This is a genomic window from Paenibacillus sp. DP01 (genome assembly GCF_044784315.1).
Classification (GTDB): Bacteria; Bacillota; Bacilli; order Paenibacillales; family Paenibacillaceae; genus Paenibacillus; species Paenibacillus polymyxa.
This window is the reverse complement of record NZ_CP173059.1, coordinates 541,372-560,403: the sequence shown is the minus strand read 5'-3', so window position 1 is coordinate 560,403 and position 19,032 is coordinate 541,372. Positions and strand designations below refer to the sequence as shown.

8 protein-coding genes, 17 tRNA genes and 3 rRNA genes are annotated in these 19,032 nt (G+C 47.0%); 8 read left to right on the top strand and 20 right to left on the bottom strand.

Annotated features, from left to right (window positions below):
* Positions 1 to 3 precede the first annotated feature (3 nt).
* The 8 genes from ACH59B_RS02515 to ACH59B_RS02480 all read left to right on the top strand — a co-directional run bounded on the left by ACH59B_RS02515 (position 4) and on the right by ACH59B_RS02480 (position 10,940).
* Positions 4 to 144, top strand: a complete 141-nt coding sequence (locus ACH59B_RS02515; protein ID WP_173426151.1) for a hypothetical protein — start codon at positions 4 to 6, stop codon at positions 142 to 144.
* Complete coding sequence (locus ACH59B_RS02510) at positions 134 to 1,594, top strand: HAMP domain-containing sensor histidine kinase (RefSeq protein WP_113050482.1); 1,461 nt, start codon at positions 134 to 136, stop codon at positions 1,592 to 1,594. Before ACH59B_RS02515 ends, ACH59B_RS02510 begins: the two co-directional genes overlap by 11 nt.
* 3 nt (positions 1,595 to 1,597) lie before the next feature.
* Positions 1,598 to 2,743, top strand: coding sequence for a hypothetical protein (locus ACH59B_RS02505; RefSeq protein WP_404303250.1), 1,146 nt, complete (start codon positions 1,598 to 1,600; stop codon positions 2,741 to 2,743).
* A gap of 184 nt (positions 2,744 to 2,927) precedes the next feature.
* Positions 2,928 to 4,736: an acyltransferase family protein gene (locus tag ACH59B_RS02500; RefSeq protein WP_257126605.1), complete on the top strand. Its 1,809-nt coding sequence runs from the start codon at positions 2,928 to 2,930 to the stop codon at positions 4,734 to 4,736.
* A gap of 27 nt (positions 4,737 to 4,763) precedes the next feature.
* Entirely contained in the window at positions 4,764 to 5,462 is a 699-nt protein-coding gene (locus tag ACH59B_RS02495) for a hypothetical protein (RefSeq protein WP_107734761.1), read from the top strand.
* Between the two features lie 47 nt (positions 5,463 to 5,509).
* Positions 5,510 to 6,520 carry an LCP family protein gene (locus tag ACH59B_RS02490; RefSeq protein WP_257126604.1) on the top strand — a complete coding sequence of 337 codons (1,011 nt, stop codon included), beginning with the start codon at positions 5,510 to 5,512 and terminating at the stop codon, positions 6,518 to 6,520.
* Between the two features lie 110 nt (positions 6,521 to 6,630).
* Positions 6,631 to 9,441, top strand: coding sequence for a M14 family metallopeptidase (locus tag ACH59B_RS02485; protein ID WP_257126603.1), 2,811 nt, complete (start codon positions 6,631 to 6,633; stop codon positions 9,439 to 9,441).
* Positions 9,442 to 9,653: 212 nt separating this feature from the next.
* The gene (locus ACH59B_RS02480) at positions 9,654 to 10,940 is read left to right on the top strand and encodes a DUF418 domain-containing protein (RefSeq protein WP_257126602.1); all 1,287 of its coding nucleotides are present in this window, start codon (positions 9,654 to 9,656) and stop codon (positions 10,938 to 10,940) included.
* Between the two features lie 805 nt (positions 10,941 to 11,745).
* Here the strand turns inward: ACH59B_RS02480 and ACH59B_RS02475 are convergent.
* From ACH59B_RS02475 to ACH59B_RS02380, 20 genes are all read right to left on the bottom strand, one after another.
* Positions 11,746 to 11,816 (bottom strand) — tRNA-Gly (locus ACH59B_RS02475).
* A gap of 8 nt (positions 11,817 to 11,824) precedes the next feature.
* Positions 11,825 to 11,901: transfer RNA gene (locus tag ACH59B_RS02470), tRNA-Pro, on the bottom strand.
* 7 nt (positions 11,902 to 11,908) lie between these two features.
* Positions 11,909 to 11,988: transfer RNA gene (locus ACH59B_RS02465), tRNA-Leu, on the bottom strand.
* A 12-nt stretch (positions 11,989 to 12,000) separates the two neighbouring features.
* Positions 12,001 to 12,077 (bottom strand) — tRNA-Arg (locus ACH59B_RS02460).
* Positions 12,078 to 12,082: 5 nt separating this feature from the next.
* Positions 12,083 to 12,157, bottom strand: a tRNA-Gly gene (locus ACH59B_RS02455).
* 11 nt (positions 12,158 to 12,168) lie between these two features.
* A tRNA-Leu gene (locus ACH59B_RS02450) sits at positions 12,169 to 12,249 on the bottom strand.
* Positions 12,250 to 12,261: 12 nt separating this feature from the next.
* A tRNA-Lys gene (locus ACH59B_RS02445) sits at positions 12,262 to 12,337 on the bottom strand.
* Between the two features lie 4 nt (positions 12,338 to 12,341).
* A tRNA-Gln gene (locus ACH59B_RS02440) sits at positions 12,342 to 12,416 on the bottom strand.
* 102 nt (positions 12,417 to 12,518) lie between these two features.
* Positions 12,519 to 12,604, bottom strand: a tRNA-Tyr gene (locus tag ACH59B_RS02435).
* Positions 12,605 to 12,608: 4 nt separating this feature from the next.
* Positions 12,609 to 12,684: transfer RNA gene (locus tag ACH59B_RS02430), tRNA-Thr, on the bottom strand.
* Positions 12,685 to 12,697: 13 nt separating this feature from the next.
* Positions 12,698 to 12,774: transfer RNA gene (locus tag ACH59B_RS02425), tRNA-Asp, on the bottom strand.
* A gap of 25 nt (positions 12,775 to 12,799) precedes the next feature.
* A tRNA-Met gene (locus tag ACH59B_RS02420) sits at positions 12,800 to 12,873 on the bottom strand.
* Between the two features lie 29 nt (positions 12,874 to 12,902).
* Positions 12,903 to 12,978 (bottom strand) — tRNA-Val (locus tag ACH59B_RS02415).
* A gap of 9 nt (positions 12,979 to 12,987) precedes the next feature.
* Positions 12,988 to 13,059, bottom strand: a tRNA-Glu gene (locus ACH59B_RS02410).
* Positions 13,060 to 13,076: 17 nt separating this feature from the next.
* Positions 13,077 to 13,168, bottom strand: a tRNA-Ser gene (locus ACH59B_RS02405).
* Positions 13,169 to 13,171: 3 nt separating this feature from the next.
* Positions 13,172 to 13,247 (bottom strand) — tRNA-Asn (locus ACH59B_RS02400).
* A 4-nt stretch (positions 13,248 to 13,251) separates the two neighbouring features.
* Positions 13,252 to 13,327, bottom strand: a tRNA-Ala gene (locus ACH59B_RS02395).
* 80 nt (positions 13,328 to 13,407) lie between these two features.
* Positions 13,408 to 13,524: ribosomal RNA gene (rrf, locus tag ACH59B_RS02390) — 5S ribosomal RNA — on the bottom strand.
* A 151-nt stretch (positions 13,525 to 13,675) separates the two neighbouring features.
* Positions 13,676 to 16,601 (bottom strand): 23S ribosomal RNA (locus ACH59B_RS02385).
* Between the two features lie 233 nt (positions 16,602 to 16,834).
* Positions 16,835 to 18,388, bottom strand: a 16S ribosomal RNA gene (locus tag ACH59B_RS02380).
* The 16S, 23S and 5S rRNA genes sit together here with 17 tRNA genes alongside, the layout of an rRNA operon.
* Positions 18,389 to 19,032: the final 644 nt, after the last annotated feature.

Sequence of the window (19,032 nt, the reverse complement as noted above, 5' to 3'; positions counted from 1 at the left end):
ACGATGAATAAAGCAAAGATTCTTATTATTGAAAATGATGCTCCGATTACCGACTTGCCTTCGTACGGACCACCGGATGCATTACTACCGTCTTCGGAGCCGGATACAAATTTTAAAAAATGGGTGGTTAAGCATGATACGTAAAATCAGCATCAAATTTCTGATCGGTTTTTTTCTGATTTTTTCGCTTTCTTTTGTCGTGCTTAATCAGACAGTCAAGGAATTTATCCGGACAAGCAATCAGAATCTGGTTACCTCCGAACTCGTCGGACTGAAAAATAATAGCAATGTGTATGTACGCCAGGCTTTCCTGATTAACCATTTCAGCAGCAATGAGCTGTATTTTGGAGAAATCGCCAGGGAGATAGCCACTAATCTGAACCATACCACGGACAGCAGTATTGGCGTGTATACGGTGGAAGGCAAATTGCTTTATGCCCCAGACAGCTCCATATTTCAGCAGCAAATGCAAAGCGATCTGCAGCAAGCGATTGACGGCAATACAGCGTACAGCATTACTTATGATCGTAATAAGACGACTGTTCTTTTCTCCTATCCGGTTGTTATAGACGGTTCAAAGGTGGGCATCCTGCGTTTTTACAAAGATTTCAGCTCACTTTACGAACAAACTGGACAGATTCGACAGATTACCCTCTATATTGCCCTAGCGATTTTTGCGGCAGCCTTTCTGTTTTCCTATATTCTTTCCAGGCATATTACCATCCCGCTGACCAGACTGACGCAGGCCTCCACCGAGGTAAAAAACGGAAATCTGGATATCCGCCTACATTTTAAACGCAGGGATGAAATTGGCCGACTGGCTGAGAATTTTAACGATATGATTGGTCAAATTAGCAGACAAATTCATATTATTGAGAAGGATCGGGACCATTTAAAGCAGCTTCACCAGCAGGAAAAGCGCTTTTTTGACAATATTACTCACGAACTGAAAACGCCGTTAACCTCCATTTTGGGATATGCGGAGCTGATCAGGCTTAACGGTGAGAAAGACCGTGCTTTTTTTGATAAAGGAATGAATCATATTATCGAGGAGAGCAGGCGCCTGCATGCGATGGTGCTAAAACTACTGGAAGTTTCACGCAAAAATATCATGCTCCAAGAGCTTGAACGGGTGGATATCGGGCTGATCCTGCAGGATGTGTGTGAATCAATGATGATCCGCTCTCAGCGCTATAAAAAAACCATTGAATATGAGATTAATGAGGAATTGATCATGTTGGCCGATCGGGACAGAATCAGACAGATGTTCATCAATTTGATAGATAATGCGATTAAATACAGTTTGCCTTTTTCGGCAGTATCGGTAAAAGCGGTGCGGGCAGAAGAAAAGATTCGCTTGATCTTCAGCAATCCAAGCGATCCAATTGAAGCAGAACATCTGTCACGCCTATTACAGCCGTTTTATCCGGCTCATTCCGACAGCGCCGAAGAAGGCAGTGTAGGATTGGGACTCAGCATTGTGAAATCTATCGTTGAAGAACTTGCGGGTTCCATCTTAATTACAAATGAGCATAATGAAACTATCGTTACGGTAGAATTTAAAGCGCTGGAAACCGCGGGGAACGGAGAATGAATAATGGGCAATAAATATAAATATGTTGTAATGCCGCTGGTCGTATCTCTCGTGATATTACTGCTGTCAGGATGCGGTTCAGAACCAAAAACAGAGACTGTCGTCATCGCCGACAGCAATGAAGTTTCCAGTACCGATCAAAGCTCTCGTCCGTTTCAGGTCCAAAAAATATATCGGCTTCCGGATCGTTTTGCAAATCGGGGCCAGCTGCTGGGCTGGTCGTCTGGAGATGCCATCATCGCATCGTTCGGGGCCATGACCATACTGAAGCGAGGCACGCTGGAACGTTTAACTTATCCGTATGAGCAAAGCAAGGTCATATCCGAAATCGACAAGGTAACTTCCAATACAATACTTTCCCCCGATGGGAAATATATTTGCGAAGTTTCCCCTTCTTCCTCGGAGACAACCTTAAAGCTTATTTCCTTGCAGGATGGCAAGGAAAAGGAAATAGACAGGATCAGCACCAGAAACGAATCTTATGTACAATATGTTTCCTGGTCGTCCAACAGTTCGTATATCAGCTACCTGGTAGAAAACCTGGTTGATCATGGAACTGATAGCCTATACATCTACGATGTTGGGTCTCAAACTTCCAGCAAATATCAGTTAAAAGGGATCCTAAAGGAAGACACACTTTTGAGTGTTAACCTTGCAAATGATGGCCGCAGCGTACTGCTACAGTTATTTGGTGCAAAACAAGGCCAGAAAAAGGTGCTAACCCTTGGGAAGGTTTCGGGAAAGAATATTGAATTTCAATACGAGCGTCAGATTGGTGGAGATTCAGTAGCCTGGATGAATAACGACCAGTTTGTGTTTCTCGGAACGGATAATTCATTGTACGAATATGATCAGCGAAACGGCGAGCTCTCTGTCATTTTGGAAAAAGTGCTTGATTTTGAATTTTCGCCTGACAGGAAAAATATCGCATACACCGTGTATGATCAAAATGTCACTTACGTAGCCAAGGTGCAGGGAAGAAATATACTGTACAACGAACCGGTGTATCGCGGAATTGTGCCAACGCATATGTATTGGAATCCGAACAATAAAAGTGTACTACTTCAAGGACAAAAACAGTTGGATTCCTCGCAGACTGCGCCAACGGATTCTCCTAGTAAGGAGTCATTGATCATTGAGTTGAAATAGCGATTAGGATTTCTATATTTGTGGATGTCAAAAACCTTACTTCGGTTGTTCAGCCGGAATAAGGTTTTTCTTTTTGCAACCGTTGTGACAATTTGTTTACATGTTGATCAAACTTTCGCGACATCTTTTTTCTATAGTAAATGAAGCAAGATCATTAGCCTATAAGGACAAGGAATGGACCATAGTGAATGAAAATCCGAATCTGCACCTAAATCAACCCATAAAACGTTATATGACCGGTCTGGATGGGCTAAGGGCCATCTCTGTGCTTGCTGTTATTGCTTATCATCTTCATCTTAGATGGGCAGAGGGTGGGCTGCTAGGAGTGGAGATTTTCTTCGTCCTGTCAGGCTATCTGATTACGGATCAGATCCTTTATGAATGGAGGACACGCAACGGTTTTTCCATTGTGCGGTTCTGGATCAGACGAATGCGCAGACTACTGCCGGCAATGCTCTTTATGCTGACTGCAGTGGCATTGTGGCTTTTAATTACCGATTTTTCCAGACTGCAAGCATTAGAAGGCCATTTTGTATCCTCGCTTTTTTACGTAAACAACTGGTATCTCATTTTTCATCATGTTTCATATTTTGAGAGCTTTGGCCCGCCTTCTCCAATTGGGCACCTCTGGTCACTTTCCATTGAGGAACAGTTTTACGTCATCTGGCCGCTTGTTCTACTGATCGGTCTGTGCCTTGCGCCGCGACGAGGCAGACTGATGTTATACATTCTGAGTTGCGCCGTCGTATCCGCCATAGCCATGGCCGTTATATACGAACCCGGAACCGATCCGAGCAGGGTATATTACGGGACGGATACGCGGGCGTCTGCTATTTTGATCGGAGCGGCTCTGGCGGTTGTCTGGCCCAGTTGGAGACTGAGCAACAATGTATCTTCTTCATCCCGCACCATGCTGGATATGACTGGCGTGCTGGGCATTGTAATGCTGTTTATCCTGATTGCTCAGACCAACGAGTATGATGATTCGCTGTATCGCGGCGGTTTTCTTTATTTATCACTCATTACTGTGGTTGTTATCGCTGTACTGGTTCATCCAGCCAACCGACTGGAACGATTACTCGGCTGCCGGCCTCTAAGCTGGATCGGTAAGCGATCTTACAGTCTGTATATATGGCATTATCCAATCATTATTTTATCAAGTCCCGTGGTAAATACCGATGATGCCAGCTATATGCGCATGGCTCTGCAGGTGACGGCCAGTTTCATAATGGCGGGTCTTTCCTACAAATACATCGAAGAGCCCATCCGCCGTGGGACCTTTTGGACTGGCCTGCAATCACTCCGCAGGTCAGGCGCTGGCAGCCAGCTAGGCCTTGTCGTCATTGTTATCGCCATCATTCTGGTCCTGGCATCATGGAAGACGGATTCACCAGCTCCATATCCTGTACCTGATGCACCAGCGGCCGTAAGCCGGGACCCCGTCCAGACAGAACAACTGCAATGCAGCTGTTCCGATGAAAATCATCCCGCTGAAAATACAAGCCACTCCGCAGAAGGAGCGGGGATCACTGCGATCGGAGATTCCGTTATTCTGGATGCCGCCCCGTTTCTGGAAAAGCAGCTCCCCGGTATGATCATTGATGGCAAGGTGGGCCGGCAAATGTCACAGGCAGGTGATGTGCTTGATGGCCTGCGGGAACAGGGTAAACTTGGCCATAAAATTATTATTGAACTCGGCACCAACGGCGTTTTTAACCAGAGTCAACTGAAGTCCTTACTGGCTTCACTGCAGGACTCCCAGCAAATTTATCTGATAACAACTAGAGTACCAAGAGGTTGGCAGAATACCGTAAATGACAATCTGCGTGAAATTGCTGGTGAATTTCAAAATGTCCAGCTTATCGACTGGTATTCAGCCAGCGAAAACCGGGACGATCTATTTTATGGTGATGGTGTCCACCTGAAACCAGAAGGCGCTCAGTATTATGCCTCGTTGTTAATTGATGCTATCAAACAAGATAAAACCTACTAGCATGTTAAAGGAAAGGATGAACTAGCTATGAACAAAAAAAATGGATGGATGGTAAGCGGATTATGGGGATTTATGATTATCCTTATCTTTTTAGGTGCCATAGTTCTCCATATGCACGCAAAGCAAAATTCAGATGATCACGAATCCCGCAGCAAGGACTCTTCTCTATACAATCTTGATAAGATGCAGACTGCTGCACAAAAGCGTGCGGCTTCTAGCACCAGCGGGGAACAAGCTCAATCATCTGCTTCCTTAAACGGCGAGGGCGTCACGATGATTGGAGATTCAGTTACGGTCGGAATTGAGCCTTATTTAAAAGAGCAGCTTCCGAATATGACGGTTGACGGTAAGGTTGGCCGGCAGATGTCTCAAGCTGTAAAAGTCATTAATGAATTGGCCGCCCAAGGCAAACTGGGAGACCAGGTCATTATCGAACTCGGCACCAATGGTCCGTTTAGCAAAAACCAACTGCACGACGTACTGCAATCCCTTTCCGGAGCCAGACAGGTAATCTTGGTCACCACCCGGGTTCCGAAAGGATGGCAAAACACGGTGAATGACACGATTGCACAGGTCGCCGATGAGTTTAACAACGTCAGCGTGATGGACTGGTATTCGGCCAGTGTAGGCAAAGACGAATACTTTTATAAAGATGGTGTCCATTTAAAACCAGATGGTAGCCGATATTACACTTCACTCCTCGTAGCAGCCTTGCAAAAATCTTAATACAGAAAGGGGCCTGCGCGTCTATAAATCTGGAAAGGAAGAATGACATGACACAGAGGAAAAAGAGGATATTGATTGTAACGTTGTTACTTGGGGTCGCTACTGTAAGCTTTATCTTTTATTATTTCTTTTCCATTTACAAAGGGTTAGAAGGACTTAGTAAAACCCCGGAAAACTCCCCATTTGTTAAAGTGAGCACTGATAAAGTCGAAGCACTAAAAGCACCGGAATGGGGGGGAACCGAACCTGTAAATATTTTGCTGATGGGCGTGGATACTCGCGAGAACAACAAGGGCAGTGTACCCCGATCCGATAGCATGATGGTCGTTTCGTTGAATCCTACCGATAAGCATATTCATGTGTTTTCGATTCTTCGAGACACTTATACGGATATTCCTGGGCACGGCAAAAATCGAATTAATACCGCTGTTACGCATGGACCTGATACGGCGATGAAAGCAGTCAGCGAATTGCTGGGAGTGCCAGTTCATTTTTATGTATACACGGATTTCCAGGGGTTTATTAAACTCGTAGATGCTGTAGGCGGACTCGATTTTTATGTCGAAAAGGATATGTACTATGAAAGCAAGGCCGATCTGCATGAGTATGATATTAATTTAAAACAGGGACAGCAGCATTTCGACGGCAAAACGGCGCTTCAATATGTCCGTTTTCGTCATGATGCTATGTCCGATTATTCCAGAACAAAAAGACAACGGCAATTTATTACGGCATTAGCCGAGAAGGTAAAAACAACGACTTCCATTATGAAATTCCCTTCTATTCTTGAGGAAATCAGTCCGTATATCGATACCAATTTGTCAGTCTCTGATATGTGGAATTTGGCTTCAGTAGGGTACCAAAGTACATTAAACGGAAATGAACAAATACCGCCAATGAAGCTATTAAAAGAAACTTATGTGGGCAAGGCGGCTGTTCTGGATGTAAAAAGTCGAACGGATTTGAAGCAATTTGTGCAAAGTATCATAAATTCCGACTCCTCAAATTCGATTACAGACAATTCTTCGGGGCAGGAGCAGAAAACAGATTTTGAATAGGGTTAGACAATATATTAGATCGTATTTGCCGGACAATAGTCTGTTAAATGCTCTTTGTGAATAAAGAAGAGCATAACATGATCTTCCGGTTATCTATAGGGGGAAAAAGAATGGGTACAAAACAGATCGTAAGGTTCTGCTTGGCATTAACTATATCCGCCGCCATGCTTCTGGAGATCACTGCTCCGCACATGGCTATGGCTGATGCTGCGCAACGTGCAAAAAGCACGTTGTTGAACGATAAGAGTGAACCAACAAAAATAATTTCAACGCAGGTTAAAAATACCCCGACACTAAAATTGGATAGCCATGTGGCATCCATGACGAAGAAAAGAACCATTAAGGCTAGATTTAAGCTTCCGAAGGGTACCGATATAAAGAAAATAAGCTGGACCTATGGTGGCAAGCCATTATCGGAATGGAAATCGTACAAGAATCGCGGTTATAATGGCGCCCCCTTTATCACCGTTACTCAGGTCAAAGCCGTACACGCAGAAGTCACTGCCAGTATCAATTTCGGTCTTACCTATGGTACGGAGAATCTTTCCGAACCGAGTCTGCAGCGTCCACTGTACGCATCATTGATGGGAACCTATGAACTGGCTGCAGTAGTCAACGGCAAAACCGTTGCCCAAGCACCTATTAAGTTGGTCCCGTACGACAGCTTCCGTACCTATGATGAACTGAAGCCGGAGATTGATGCGATTACGGCACAGGCAGCTCAAAAAAACGACAGATACATTAAAACGTTGTCGATCGGCAAATCCGTTGAAGGCCGCGATATTTTTATGACTATGGTTGCCAAAGATCAAGCAACGATTGACAAATATCAGAATGTAACTCACCCTGCCATGCTAAATGATCCTGCAAAGCTGGAGAACGATATTCAATCCGGTGCATTCGGAGATTATCAAGTGCCCATCTGGATCAACAATATTCATCCGAATGAAGCGCCGGGCTTTGATGCGATTATCAATTATTTTAAGACTATGGCACTCGATAAAAATGTTACGTACAAGACCACCTTGTCCAATGGAAAATCGAGTACGGTAACTCTCAATATGGATGATGCGCTTGAACATGTGTTTTTCCTGTTCCTGTATACAGAAAATCCAGATGGAAGGGTTCATACCGAACGTTATAATGCTGAATATTTTGACTTAAATCGGGATAATTCATATCAAACCCAGCCTGAAACACGCAGTATCACAGAGCAAATCGCCAAGTGGTCGCCGATTTCTTTCTTAGATCTGCATGGGTTTGATAAGAATTTTCTGATCGAGCCTACCACACCGCCTCACGATCCGAATATTGAGTACGATCTACTTATGGATAACATGGTAGAACAGGCCAAAGCGATGGGTGAAGCAGGTATAGCAAACACGAAGTATGATTACTACCATATTCCTTATGAAGAACATCGTAAAACAGTTGAAAATCCTAAATATGTTTCCAAGGGGACTTCTTCAGGATGGGACGATGCGTCTCCAGCCTATACAGCTGTCTTCGCCATGCACCATGGTGCAATGGGACATACGCTGGAAACACCTGAATCGAATGAAGAGTCGACCAAAGCATTGTATTATAGTGTCGCTGCAGCAACTGATTTTGTTATGCAAAAGAAAGAAAAGTTATTTTTGAACCAGCTAAAAGTATATGAACGTGGAATCAATAATATCGATGATCGATCCGTAGATCGGTATCTAGTCAATGCAAAAAATCAAGTCATTGGTCGCCCCCGTCACGGTAATGAGAATTTTTTTCCTGAGTATTACGTTTTGCCGATCGATAAAAGTCTTCAAAAAAATCCGCTGGAAGCCTATCGGATGATTGAGTATCTTATCCGCAATGGAGTAACGGTTGAACGCTCGACAGAGGCTGTAAGTACTGCTGGCAAGACCTACCCCGCGGGTTCATTTATCATAAATATGCATCAGGCTAAACACGGCATCGCAAACATGGTTTTATATGACGGTATTAGCGTCTCAGATTATGCTTCGGTAGCTGGCGAGATTGTGCAGGACTTTCCCGTCATGCGAGGATTTGAACGTGATGTGATTAGAGAAGCCGGCGTGTTTGCGGGCAAAACGACTCCGGTGACTTCCGTATCGATTCCGGCCACATCATTGCCGAATGATTCTGCCTATGTTTTAATCCGCAACACCAATAACGATGCCATCAAAACGGTCAATGAATTACTTAAATCCGGCAAAGTGGTTACGATGCTATCCAAAAGCGGAACAGGATATGAAGCGGGTGACTTTGCAGTGGCCTATGATGATCTGCATCCGCTGGTGTCAAAATACTATCTTGATGTCACGGCATTCGGCAATAACAAACCCGTTGGCAAAGTTCTTAAACCTTCTACGGTAGCCGCTCTCGGCGAACCAGCTTATGTGCTCAAAAATCTCGGTTTTAAAGTGACCGATGATCAGCAGCATGCCGATGTGCTCGTGAATACATTCGATTCCGACAAACTTGTTGAGAAAGGAAAGCCATACATTGCTTATGGGAATATGGGGATGGGTAACGTGAAAAACTGGATTCCTCAATTTGCGTTTGCTGGACCGACATGGGAAAGATACGAAGGGGTCTTCCTGGCGAATGTCCAACAGGATCATGTGATTACAGCCCCTTACGATAACGAAGAATATTTCTACACCGTTACAGGTTCTTACATTACGAAGCTACCTAAAGCCGCAAAAGTTCTTGCAACCATTAGCAATAAAGAAAACTTCTTCAAAGCGGGCTGGTGGCCAGGTCACGATGCTGCAAGAGGAAAGATCATGGCCTTCACCTATATGGAAAACAAAAAGAATATCACAGTTTTCTCCAACGATCTAACCAATGGCGCTCATCCGCAGCATCAATTCCGACTACTGGCCAATTCGATTTTCAATGCCGTTCCCAGCAAACCCTGAATGATTTTGCAAACAACCTTATTCCGGTGATCAGCCGTGAGTAAGGTTGTTTTTGTGATAAGGGTTATTGTCCTCTGTGACATTTTGTTTACAACTTGATCAAATTTTAGCGACATCTGAAGGCTATATTTGGATTAGAACGTGACATGAATCCTGTTTACAACAGGGATTTATGGAATGTATGAATTCAATATTTTAGGGAGGAATGTAATTTGCTAAGTAGCATCAAACTGACAAGCAGATCTGTCAGAAAATATGAGGGGGACACAAAGGTTGAAGATCCGGTTGCTAATAACATGGATAATAAAGCAGCGGACACATCAGGGACCACCTCATCTCACGACAGTACAGAAACCGATAATCTCCCCCAAAGCTCTGTGACAGAGCCACGGAGAAAGACACACAGCATCAAAGGACGTCTCGTTGCGCTTGATGCTGCGCGCGGACTGGCCGTGCTGGGAATGTATTTGCAGCATTTCGGATCAAATCCAAGCGTTTCTGCAATTGTTTCCGGAAATACCACCCTATTATTTGTGTTGTGCGGCGGTATCTCCTATTCTATTATGGGACAGCGTATGATGGATCGGGGAGCAGAGGCGACCGCTTTTCGTGCACGAATGCTGGCCCGTGCGGTGTTTGTTGATATTATTGGTTATTTGCTTATTATGCTGAACACTTCATACGGCATCATTTTGCCTGCCTATGCAGCTATGTTTGTGTTGGCCCTCATGTTATTTCGTCGTTCGACCCGCACCATTGTCACAACAGCAATAGTTTTGCTCGTAACGGCCCCGCCGCTAATGATTCTTGGATCAAGCATTTTCTCAAAAGCTTATCTTCTTGGTGATATCGCGGGAGGTCCGATGTCTGCCCTCGCCTTGACTCCTGCATTTGTTGCTGGTATGGCCATTGGCCGCGTTGACCTCACCAGATTACGTACAGCCCTCTCACTCGCAGGCAGCGGTATCGTTATGCTTGTTATTGGCAAAGTAATGGCCGCTTTTGTGCTTCCGAATTGGAATCTTCACTTTGAACAATGGCTTATAAGTGTGCAAGGAGCTGCTCCTGTACAGCCGGATGAATACGCAATTTGGCCTCTTAATACGGAATCACCGATGTGGCAGCTCCTTTTGGGAACGGCTCCGCACACCGCTTCGACATTCCAGACGATGATAGGATTAGGAATTTCATTTCTGGTAATGGGAGTTACGTGCCTCGTATCCAAAAAAACTTCCGCTGTATTAATGCCTTTCGCAGCAGTCGGACGTGTCGCCCTGACCATGTATGCCTTTCAGTTTGTAGTGGTGTGGATTCTTGATCTGACAAAGATTGGGCACAGTCTGGATGGAATTCCGTTCGGCAACGTAATGATCGCAGTTGCAACACTACTACTAGGATTATTGATTGCTCAGCGTCCTGTTGGTCCGCTTGAAGGATTGATGCGCCGCTTTGACCGATTGTTCAGCTCTACCCAACCAGTCTCACAAACAGTAAAGTAGATAACCTTCTTGATACTCTATATAACGGACTGATCAAAAAAGATACCAGATAAAAAGTTCTCTATCTGTATAAGAAGCCTACAGAAGGTGTCTAGATTAACTAGGGTAATAAGATAATCATTGAACAGAGTTATAAGGAAGGAACTAATTCCTTGCTATTTTCCCCCGGATTATCCGGGGGACTTATCCCCCGCCGTTTTAGCAACACCCAGTATCGAAACTGGGATTCCTTTGACTGTTTTCTGAATTCTGCTTGTCTCGCTGATTTTTCTAAGCTGCTATATAGTCTTTGTTTTCTTATCCATCCAATACGCTCCTATCGGACACTCCTGACTGCTTCAGATCTTGAACAAAGATATCGAACATTGGACTCATTTTATGACACCCTTATTTTTCGCATAAGACCAATGAAGCCATCTACTACACGTATGTATTATGAAAATTCACATTCTTTGCCGTCATTGAGCTACATAAAAGTGCCAACCGGAATTGTATTATCCCTAGCAGATATATTGTTAACGCCTAGAGAATGGGCGTGTGCAACCTAAATGTAACTCGCTGGACTTCAATCGCTCGCGGCGGGCATTTTACTGCCATGGAAGAGCCTGAGCTTTTAGCTCAGGACATTCGTGCCTTCTACAAACCTTTTAGAGCAAAAAATAAATATTAACCAAGGTCCGCCCCGTGCATTAACTGGATTAATAAGAAGAGCTATTATAAGCGGTCGTAATCTAACGGGAAACGATAGCTTAATAAATACAAAAAGAAGAGATGGCATAAGCCATCTCTTCTTTCATCTATATAAAGCGGGTGATGGGAATCGAACCCACGCTACCAGCTTGGAAGGCTGGAGTTCTACCATTGAACTACACCCGCAAAAAAAGTGGTCGGGATGACACGATTTGAACATGCGACCCCCTGGTCCCAAACCAGGTGCTCTACCAAGCTGAGCTACATCCCGAAATAGATGCCGGTGAGAGGACTCGAACCTCCACGGTTTCCCTCACGATTTTGAGTCGCGCGCGTCTGCCAATTCCGCCACACCGGCTTATGAAATTAATGGCGCGCCCTGAGAGATTCGAACTCCCGGCCTTTTGATTCGTAGTCAAACGCTCTATCCAGCTGAGCTAAGGGCGCAAATATGGAGCGGACGACGGGAATCGAACCCGCGACCCTCGCCTTGGCAAGGCGATGCTCTACCGCTGAGCCACGTCCGCAAAAACAGGTATGCGCGTGGAGGGACTTGAACCCCCACGTCAAAGACGCTAGATCCTAAGTCTAGTGCGTCTGCCAATTCCGCCACACGCGCATACAATGATAATGGTGAGCCATGAAGGACTCGAACCTTCGACACCCTGATTAAAAGTCAGGTGCTCTACCAACTGAGCTAATGGCTCTTAATGGCTGGGGATATAGGATTTGAACCTATGCATGACGGAGTCAAAGTCCGTTGCCTTACCGCTTGGCTAATCCCCATTATGTAATCAACAGGGCGATTAATGGGACTTGCACCCACAAATGCCATAGCCACAATTCAGTACGTTAACCCATTCGTCACGACCACCATGGCAATAAAACTGGTGGAGGATGATGGATTCGAACCACCGAACCCGTAAGGGAGCAGATTTACAGTCTGATGCGTTTGGCCACTTCGCTAATCCTCCAAAATGGTGCCGGCGAGAGGACTTGAACCCCCAACCTACTGATTACAAGTCAGTTGCTCTACCAGTTGAGCTACACCGGCATATTAAATTAAATGGCGGAACTGACGGGATTCGAACCCGCGATCTCCTGCGTGACAGGCAGGCATGTTAGGCCTCTACACCACAGTTCCAGAGGCATTTCCAACAGGAAGTTAATTGCGGGGGCAGGATTTGAACCTACGACCTTCGGGTTATGAGCCCGACGAGCTACCGAACTGCTCCACCCCGCGACATCAAAGATATTTCTTAATACTATTAATGGTGGAGGCTGAGGGGATCGAACCCCCGACCCTCTGCTTGTAAGGCAGATGCTCTCCCAGCTGAGCTAAGCCTCCATACTACTATGACCCGTAGGGGATTCGAACCCCTGTTACCTCCGTGAAAGGGAGGTGTCTTAACCCCTTGACCAACGGGCCATGCTATAAAATAATTCTGGCGGAGAGAGAGGGATTCGAACCCTCGAGACGCTTTTGGCGCCTACACGATTTCCAATCGTGCTCCTTCGGCCAACTCGGACACCTCTCCATATGGCTCCCCGAACAGGACTCGAACCTGTGACAACTCGATTAACAGTCGAGTGCTCTACCAACTGAGCTATCAGGGAATATTGGTGGAGCCAAGGGGGATCGAACCCCTGACCTCCTGCGTGCAAGGCAGGCGCTCTCCCAGCTGAGCTATAGCCCCATCTTAGAAATAACAATTAATTCTGACTATGTAGAGGTCAGTCTTACAGGCGAAAAAAAATCCCCAGAGAAGGGGCTTATGCTTGGCGGCGTCCTACTCTCCCAGGACCCTGCGGTCCAAGTACCATCGGCGCTGGAGGGCTTAACGGTCGTGTTCGGGATGGGTACGTGTGGAACCCCTCCGCTATCGCCACCAAACATGAATTTGCCTCGCAAATTCTTCCGTAAGCTTATTCGGTTCATCACGGATCGTGTGAATGAATAGCCATACGCTTGTCGTATGTACTTCTACATACCTTCAAGGTTACACCCTGAAAACTGGATCCGAAACTTCATTGCGCCTTATCTTTAGGATAAGCCCTCGACCGATTAGTATTGGTCAGCTCCATGCATTACTGCACTTCCACCCCCAACCTATCTACCTCGTCGTCTTCAAGGGGTCTTACTAATTGGGAAATCTCATCTTGAGGGGGGCTTCACGCTTAGATGCTTTCAGCGCTTATCCCTTCCGTACATAGCTACCCAGCGGTGCTCCTGGCGGAACAACTGGTACACCAGCGGTACGTCCATCCCGGTCCTCTCGTACTAAGGACAGCTCCTCTCAAATTTCCTACGCCCACGACAGATAGGGACCGAACTGTCTCACGACGTTCTGAACCCAGCTCGCGTACCGCTTTAATGGGCGAACAGCCCAACCCTTGGGACCTACTTCAGCCCCAGGATGCGATGAGCCGACATCGAGGTGCCAAACCTCCCCGTCGATGTGGACTCTTGGGGGAGATAAGCCTGTTATCCCCAGGGTAGCTTTTATCCGTTGAGCGATGGCCCTTCCATGCGGTACCACCGGATCACTAAGCCCGACTTTCGTCCCTGCTCGACTTGTAGGTCTCGCAGTCAAGCTCCCTTCTGCCTTTGCACTCTTCGAATGATTTCCAACCATTCTGAGGGAACCTTGGGGCGCCTCCGTTACTCTTTAGGAGGCGACCGCCCCAGTCAAACTGCCCACCTGACACTGTCCTCGTACCGGATTACGGTACCAAGTTAGAACCTAGATACGATCAGGGTGGTATCCCAAGGATGCCTCCCTTCAAGCTGGCGCTCAAAGTTCTACGGCTCCCACCTATCCTGTACAGATCGTACCCAAATTCAATATCAAGCTGCAGTAAAGCTCCATGGGGTCTTTCCGTCTTGTCGCGGGTAACCTGCATCTTCACAGGTATTAAAATTTCACCGGATCTCTCGTTGAGACAGCGCCCAAGTCGTTACGCCATTCGTGCGGGTCAGAATTTACCTGACAAGGAATTTCGCTACCTTAGGACCGTTATAGTTACGGCCGCCGTTTACTGGGGCTTCGGTTCATAGCTTCGCCCGAAGGCTTACCACTCCCCTTAACCTTCCAGCACCGGGCAGGCGTCAGCCCGTATACTTCGCCTTGCGGCTTCGCACAGACCTGTGTTTTTGCTAAACAGTCGCTTGGGCCTTTTCACTGCGGCCCCCTCGGGCTATTCACCCTACCGAGGCACCCCTTCTCCCGAAGTTACGGGGTCATTTTGCCGAGTTCCTTAACGAGAGTTCTTCCGCGCGCCTTAGAATTCTCTTCTCGCCTACCTGTGTCGGTTTGCGGTACGGGCACCTTCTCCTGGCTAGAGGCTTTTCTTGGCAGTCTGAGATCATGACCTTCGCTACTGTAATTTTCGCTCCCCATCACAGCCCAGCCTTACGATGTGCGGATTTGCCTACACATCAGCCTCACTGCTTAGACGGACATCCATCAGTCCGCGTCACTACCCTACTGCGTCACCCCATCGCTCATAGCGGATTACGGTGGTACAGGAATTTCGACCTGTTGTCCTTCGACTACGCCTATCGGCCTCGCCTTAGGTCCCGACTTACCCTGAGCGGACGAACCTTCCTCAGGAACCCTTAGGCTTTCGGCGGATCTGATTCTCACAGATCTTTTCGTTACTCATACCGGCATTCTCACTTGAATGCAGTCCAGCGCTCCTTCCGGTACACCTTCAACCCGCATTCAACGCTCCCCTACCCCTGATGCAAAGCATCAAGCCATAGCTTCGGTGGTGTGTTTAGCCCCGTTACATTTTCGGCGCAGAGTCACTCGACCAGTGAGCTATTACGCACTCTTTCAATGGTGGCTGCTTCTAAGCCAACATCCTGGTTGTCTGTGCAACTCCACATCCTTTCCCACTTAACACACACTTGGGGACCTTAGCTGATGGTCTGGGCTGTTTCCCTTTCGACAATGGATCTTAGCACTCACTGTCTGACTCCCGGAACTAAATCTATGGCATTCGGAGTTTGACTGAGCTTGGTAACCCTTGCGGGCCCCGCACCCAATCAGTGCTCTACCTCCACGATTCTTCTTTCCGAGGCTAGCCCTAAAGCTATTTCGGGGAGAACCAGCTATCTCCGGGTTCGATTGGAATTTCTCCGCTACCCCCACCTCATCCCCGCATTTTTCAACATGCGTGGGTTCGGGCCTCCAGTGCGTGTTACCGCACCTTCACCCTGGACAGGGGTAGATCACCCGGTTTCGGGTCTACGTCCACGTACTCATTCGCCCTATTCAGACTCGCTTTCGCTGCGGCTTCAGCTCTTCACCTTAACCTTGCACGGGAACGTAACTCGCCGGTTCATTCTACAAAAGGCACGCCATCACCCATAGATCGGGCTCTGACTTCTTGTAAGCACACGGTTTCAGGATCTATTTCACTCCCCTTCCGGGGTGCTTTTCACCTTTCCCTCACGGTACTGCTTCACTATCGGTCGCCAGGGAGTATTTAGCCTTGGCAGATGGTCCTGCCGGATTCATACGGGGTTTCACGTGCCCCGCACTACTCGGGATCCGTCTCGGAGGGAACAGGTTTTGAACTACAGGGCTTTTACCTTCTCTGGCGGGCCTTTCCAGACCTCTTCATCTAACCGGTTCCTTTGTAACTCCATGTGAGACGTCCCACAACCCCAAGGAGCAAGCTCCTTGGTTTGGGCTAATCCGCGTTCGCTCGCCGCTACTGACGGAATCACTATTGTTTTCTCTTCCTCAGGGTACTTAGATGTTTCAGTTCCCCTGGTCTGCCTCTCACTCACCTATGAATTCAGTGAGTAGTGACTGTCGATGAAGACAGCCGGGTTTCCCCATTCGGACATCCCCGGATCAAAGCTTGCTTACAGCTCCCCGAGGCTTTATCGTTGTTCGCCACGTCCTTCGTCGGCTCCTGGCGCCTAGGCATCCTCCGTGTGCTCTTTGTAGCTTAACCTAGTATCTACATAGTAAATACGATTTGCTACCTTTATTTCACTTGTTTACACAAGATCAGCTTAAAGGAATATTCTAAAACGCAATTTCGTTTCGGTATCCAGTTTTCAAGGTGCAATTCGAGAGTTTGAACTCTCAAAACTGAGCAACGAGTGAGTAACAGGCCTAAACCTGAGTTTTGAAGCTTACGCTTCATATTTGAATGTTTCCGTTGCAGGAAACGATTCTCCATAGAAAGGAGGTGATCCAGCCGCACCTTCCGATACGGCTACCTTGTTACGACTTCACCCCAATCATCTACCCCACCTTCGGCGGCTGGCCCCTTGCGGTTACCTCACCGACTTCGGGTGTTGTAAACTCTCGTGGTGTGACGGGCGGTGTGTACAAGACCCGGGAACGTATTCACCGCGGCATGCTGATCCGCGATTACTAGCAATTCCGACTTCATGTAGGCGAGTTGCAGCCTACAATCCGAACTGAGACCGGCTTTTCTAGGATTGGCTCCACCTCGCGGCTTCGCTTCCCGTTGTACCGGCCATTGTAGTACGTGTGTAGCCCAGGTCATAAGGGGCATGATGATTTGACGTCATCCCCACCTTCCTCCGGTTTGTCACCGGCAGTCTGCTTAGAGTGCCCAGCTTGACCTGCTGGCAACTAAGCATAAGGGTTGCGCTCGTTGCGGGACTTAACCCAACATCTCACGACACGAGCTGACGACAACCATGCACCACCTGTCTCCTCTGTCCCGAAGGAAAGGCCTATCTCTAGACCGGTCAGAGGGATGTCAAGACCTGGTAAGGTTCTTCGCGTTGCTTCGAATTAAACCACATACTCCACTGCTTGTGCGGGTCCCCGTCAATTCCTTTGAGTTTCAGTCTTGCGACCGTACTCCCCAGGCGGAATGCTTAATGTGTTAACTTCGGCACCAAGGGTATCGAAACCCCTAACACCTAGCATTCATCGTTTACGGCGTGGACTACCAGGGTATCTAATCCTGTTTGCTCCCCACGCTTTCGCGCCTCAGCGTCAGTTACAGCCCAGAGAGTCGCCTTCGCCACTGGTGTTCCTCCACATCTCTACGCATTTCACCGCTACACGTGGAATTCCACTCTCCTCTTCTGCACTCAAGCTCCCCAGTTTCCAGTGCGACCCGAAGTTGAGCCTCGGGATTAAACACCAGACTTAAAGAGCCGCCTGCGCGCGCTTTACGCCCAATAATTCCGGACAACGCTTGCCCCCTACGTATTACCGCGGCTGCTGGCACGTAGTTAGCCGGGGCTTTCTTCTCAGGTACCGTCACTCTTGTAGCAGTTACTCTACAAGACGTTCTTCCCTGGCAACAGAGCTTTACGATCCGAAAACCTTCATCACTCACGCGGCGTTGCTCCGTCAGGCTTTCGCCCATTGCGGAAGATTCCCTACTGCTGCCTCCCGTAGGAGTCTGGGCCGTGTCTCAGTCCCAGTGTGGCCGATCACCCTCTCAGGTCGGCTACGCATCGTCGCCTTGGTAGGCCTTTACCCCACCAACTAGCTAATGCGCCGCAGGCCCATCCACAAGTGACAGATTGCTCCGCCTTTCCTCCTTCTCCCATGCAGAAAAAGGATGTATCGGGTATTAGCTACCGTTTCCGGTAGTTATCCCTGTCTTGTGGGCAGGTTGCCTACGTGTTACTCACCCGTCCGCCGCTAGGTTATTTAGAAGCAAGCTTCTAAACAACCCCGCTCGACTTGCATGTATTAGGCACGCCGCCAGCGTTCGTCCTGAGCCAGGATCAAACTCTCCATTAAAGACGTTACAAAGTAACGTCAACCTGTTTCATCTTCATCCACTCCAATGAGAAGAACCGAAGATGAAACAATATAGAAAGAGCGATTAGCTCATTTTGAAACTGACGAGATAAAATATCTCTTTGTTGCTTCCATTTCATACAGCCAGATAGCATGTACCAAAATTTCAGCATTGGACTTTATAAATAAAATCCGTACTCACTCGTTGTTCAGTTTTCAAAGATCAAATTCTTTTTCACTGCGTTTTTCAGCAGCTATAAGATCATATCATGTTCATTTCAAAAATGCAAGGGTTATTTTATTCTTTTTTATTAAAATCATTTCACCCTAATTATTCTTTTTTGAAACGGCTGTTTTATTGTCAGCTCAAATAATATACCACTTCGCTTTACTGATTACAACATGTAAAAAATACCAATTAAAAACCACTAACTGATTTTTGAAAGTCGGCTCTACTACTGTATCCATCAAACTTTTGAATTTGTTTTTCTTCATTATAATTATCGTGAGTATTTGACTGGATCTATTGCACTTGAAAAATGCTTTTCATGCATAGCGATTAGATATATTACAGGCCTAGACTGGGCGATCAATAATGCAGGCGGTGCTTTAGAGCAAGCACCATTAGCTAAAGTCAGGGTAAT

Excerpts from the sequence above, each read along its gene's own strand:
- ACH59B_RS02515 (WP_173426151.1), top strand. The coding sequence starts at position 4 with ATGAATAAAGCAAAGATTCTTATTATTGAAAATGATGCTCCGATTACC.
- ACH59B_RS02510 (WP_113050482.1), top strand. The coding sequence starts at position 134 with ATGATACGTAAAATCAGCATCAAATTTCTGATCGGTTTTTTTCTGATT.
- ACH59B_RS02505 (WP_404303250.1), top strand. The coding sequence starts at position 1,598 with ATGGGCAATAAATATAAATATGTTGTAATGCCGCTGGTCGTATCTCTC.
- ACH59B_RS02495 (WP_107734761.1), top strand. The coding sequence starts at position 4,764 with ATGAACAAAAAAAATGGATGGATGGTAAGCGGATTATGGGGATTTATG.
- ACH59B_RS02490 (WP_257126604.1), top strand. The coding sequence starts at position 5,510 with ATGACACAGAGGAAAAAGAGGATATTGATTGTAACGTTGTTACTTGGG.
- ACH59B_RS02485 (WP_257126603.1), top strand. The coding sequence starts at position 6,631 with ATGGGTACAAAACAGATCGTAAGGTTCTGCTTGGCATTAACTATATCC.